The sequence below is a fragment of the Eggerthella sp. genome (assembly GCF_048329335.1).
Classification (GTDB): domain Bacteria; phylum Actinomycetota; class Coriobacteriia; order Coriobacteriales; family Eggerthellaceae; genus Eggerthella; species Eggerthella lenta.
This window is the reverse complement of the sequence record NZ_DBFEGU010000101.1, coordinates 1-3,369: the sequence shown is the minus strand read 5'-3', so window position 1 is coordinate 3,369 and position 3,369 is coordinate 1. Positions and strand designations below refer to the sequence as shown.

At 66.1% G+C, this 3,369-nt stretch carries 4 protein-coding genes; 1 reads left to right on the top strand and 3 read right to left on the bottom strand.

Translation table 11 applies throughout. The features are described from left to right. From ACMO6A_RS03230 to ACMO6A_RS03220, 3 genes are all read right to left on the bottom strand, one after another. On the bottom strand, positions 1-716 hold a 716-nt coding region (locus tag ACMO6A_RS03230), incomplete at its 3' end, for a VWA domain-containing protein (RefSeq protein WP_418470773.1). A 21-nt stretch (positions 717-737) separates the two neighbouring features. Then, on the bottom strand, positions 738-1,334 hold the full coding sequence (locus ACMO6A_RS03225; protein ID WP_015760383.1) for a hypothetical protein: 597 nt from the start codon (positions 1,332-1,334) through the stop codon (positions 738-740). After that, the gene (locus ACMO6A_RS03220; protein WP_226844136.1) at positions 1,324-1,776 is read right to left on the bottom strand and encodes an RNA polymerase sigma factor; all 453 of its coding nucleotides are present in this window, start codon (positions 1,774-1,776) and stop codon (positions 1,324-1,326) included. The genes ACMO6A_RS03225 and ACMO6A_RS03220 overlap by 11 nt, the downstream gene beginning before the upstream one ends. A gap of 684 nt (positions 1,777-2,460) precedes the next feature. On the opposite strand from ACMO6A_RS03220, the gene ACMO6A_RS03215 reads away from it, so the two are divergent. Beyond that, positions 2,461-3,369: RecQ family ATP-dependent DNA helicase (locus ACMO6A_RS03215; RefSeq protein WP_418470772.1), on the top strand; the 909-nt coding region annotated here is incomplete at its 3' end.

Genomic DNA, 3,369 nt, shown 5'->3' with positions numbered 1-3,369 from the left:
TCGAGCAGCACGCGCTCGCCGCTGGCGTAGGTTACGACGGACACGCGGTCGCGCTCCGTCAGCCCTTCGACGAGCGCGGCGAACGAGTCTTTGACCAGGGGGAGCTTGTCAGGGTCGTCCATCGACCCCGAGACGTCGATGAGGAATACGAGGTTGGCGCCCGTGGGCGAAGCGTCGCCGTCCTTCTCGGTGGCGAATCCCATGACCAGCAGCTTCGTCTGGTCGTTCCAAGGACAGTCGCTCATCTGGGCCGATACGCCGAACAAGTCGGAGCCAACGGGCTCCGGGTAGGCGTAGTCGAAGTAGTTGAGCAGCTCTTCGGTGCGTACGGCGCCGGCGGGCACGACGGCCGGCGCGTATCTCTGCGCCACCATGCGGCGCAGGTTGCAGTACGAGGCCGTGTCGACGTCGGCCGACAGCGTGGACAGCGGGCTGGTCGCAGGGGAGAGGAACCCCGGCTCGTCGAGTGCACGGTATTCCTCGGTGCCGCCGGGAGAGGGCGAGGGAACGTACGGATAGGGAGGAGGGCATGTGGAGGCCGTCTCGGACAGCGCGGAACCGATGGCCATGATCTCCGATTCGCTTGCAGCCGATCCTAGCTGGTCGCCCGCCTGACCGTCGGGGCTGCATCCGGCAAGCGATGCGCCGGCGATCAGGACGGCGAAGGCGATGGAGCCCGCGGCGAGCCTGCCGCGGCTGCGGTTGGAAGCGTGCATGATGTTCTCCGTTCGTCGGGCTTACGCGGGGTCGGCCAGGTACGTGACGCCGTTTTCGTCGTATCGGATGGCGTAAGGGTGGGCCGGGTCGCTCGTCGCGAACACCGTGCACGGCGAGGATGACGTTTCGTCGGGGCCGGTGGCGACGGCGCGCTCCAATTCTTCTCCGACGGTTTCGGGGCTGGCAGGCAGGGGGCCGTCGTCGCCGAGGGCGACGCGCAGAAGCTCGCCCGAGGAGAGCGTGACGAACGGATAGCGCGCATCGCCGTCGGACGGCGCGGCTCCCGATTCGCTTTGCGATTCGTCGGAAGCGGCCGGGGCAGCGGATTTAAGCTCGTCGTTGATGCTGGTCAGCGCCGCCATGCCGCTGGAGCTTGGGGGTTGCGGCAAGGAGGAGGCGTAGGTGAACACGCCGATGCCCGCAGCAAGCGCGAGGCAGGCGGCGAGGGGAACCAGCGCGCGGCGAGCCGTCCGGCGCTTCGGAGCGCGCCGCTCGCTTGCGGCCAGCAGCTCCGCCAGCATGCGCCGCCGGGCCTCTTCGTCGGGGCCCATGCTCTCGTAGGCGTCCGCCAGACGCTTCTCAAGCGATTCTTCCGCGTGGAAACGGTTATCGTCCATGTCGCTCACCTCCCAACATCGTCTTCAAAAGCGCTCGCGCCTCGCTCAGGTGGCTGCGCACGGTCGAGGCGGGCACGCCGGTCAAGGCCGCTATCTCGGCCGTGCGATACCCCTCGTAATAGAACAGGTACACGCAGGTCTTGTACTTCTCCGGCAAGGCCAGCACCGCATCCAGCGTCTCGTCCCGCTGCGCGCGCCTCTCGTCCGCGATGTCTTCGGGAAGGACGGCCTGCCGCGTGCGGTGCGCGCTCTTCAGCACGTCGCGGCAATGGTTCTGGGCGCATACGATGAGCCATGCCTTCTCGTGCTCCGCGTCGTTGAACCGGCGCGGGCGGGCGATCAGCTTCATGAACACGCTCTGCGTCGCGTCCTCCGCGTCGGCCGCGCTGCCCAGAAACGAGTAGCACAGCCTATACACCGTCGCGGCGTGGCGGTTGAACAGTGCGGCTATGTCGACGTTGTTCTGCAGCGGTTTTCCCTTTCTGACTGCAACACGATCGAACGGCGGGTTTTGTCGGAGAAATTTGGAGAATATTGTAGCGGAAGGCGATGTTTCGCTCCGCAAGCCTGCGAAACCTTGCGCGCAGCCCGCGCGGATCTTGCGCGATTCCAGCGCGGATCGAACGCGGATATCACGCGCGGCACACGTCGATCCAGCGCGGATCACACGCGGATCACGCGTGGATCCAGCGCGAATCTAACGTCAAAAATATTGTTTGATCTGGGGAAACTTTTACTTCACAGAAGGCGTGCGAGGCACTAGAATCATGGCTGTCAGCAGTGTTCGTTTCCGGCGGGTGGCGCCTTCGAGAGGGGGTGATTGCCCAATGGATAGTTTCAATCTGATCGCAGGACTATGTTCCATCCTGTCATTCTTCATGGCAGCCTACGACTGGGCGCGACGAAAGCGGAAGGCGTCGAGGAAACAGAAAGGACGGCGGGAGTCCTAGTCCCTAACCGTCCCTGAAACATACCGGCGTCACCCGTCCGGAGCTCACGATCCACGGGCACCGCTGACAACCTGCATTATACATGCTTCCCGCCGTCGCGCAAGACGTGTTCGCGGAACAATGCAGTATCATGGGAATACGAGAGCAAGCCGGAAACGGGCGGGGAGGAAGCAGCAGTGACGGATCTATCGCAGGCGCGCCAGGCGCTGAAGCAGCACTTCGGCTACGAGGCCTTTCGGCCGGGGCAGGAGGGCGTCGTCGAGGCGATCCTCGGCTGTCGCGACGCGCTGGCGGTCATGCCCACGGGCGCGGGCAAGTCGGTGTGCTACCAGGTACCCGGCGTGGTTATGGACGGTTTGGCGCTGGTAGTGAGCCCGCTCGTGTCGCTGATGGGCGACCAGGTGCGCGCGCTTCTGGACGCCGGCATACGCGGCGCCTACCTCAATTCCACGCTCACGCCCGGGCAGCAGTCCACCGTGCTGCGCCGCGCGCTGGACGGCGCCTACCAGATCATGTATGTGGCGCCGGAGCGGCTGGCCGATCCGCGGTTCCTCGAATTCGCGCAAAGGGCGGCCATCCCGCTCGTCGCCGTGGACGAGGCGCACTGCGTGTCCCAGTGGGGCCAGGATTTCCGCCCGTCGTATCTGACCATCGGCGATTTCATCGCGCAGCTGCCGAGCCGTCCCGTCGTGGCGGCGTTCACGGCCACGGCCACCGCGCGCGTGCGCGCCGACATCGTGCGCCTGCTCGACCTGCGCGACCCCTACGAGGTGGTCACGGGCTTCGACCGCCCGAACCTGTACTTCGGCGTGGAGCGGCTCGATCCGAAGCGCAAGATCGCGCGCATCGCCGGCTACGCGTTGGAGCATGCGGGCGACAGCGGCATCGTGTACTGCTCCACCCGCAAGGACACCGACAAGGTGCACGCCGCGCTGCTGGAGGCGGGCATCCGCGCCGCGCGCTACCATGCGGGCATGTCGGCGGCTGATCGCGCCGAGAGCCAGCGTGCGTTCATCGCCGACGACGCGCCGGTGATGGTGGCCACCAACGCGTTCGGCATGGGCATCGACAAGTCGAACGTGCGC

Excerpts from the sequence above, each read along its gene's own strand:
- ACMO6A_RS03225 (WP_015760383.1), bottom strand. The coding sequence starts at position 1,334 with ATGGACGATAACCGTTTCCACGCGGAAGAATCGCTTGAGAAGCGTCTG.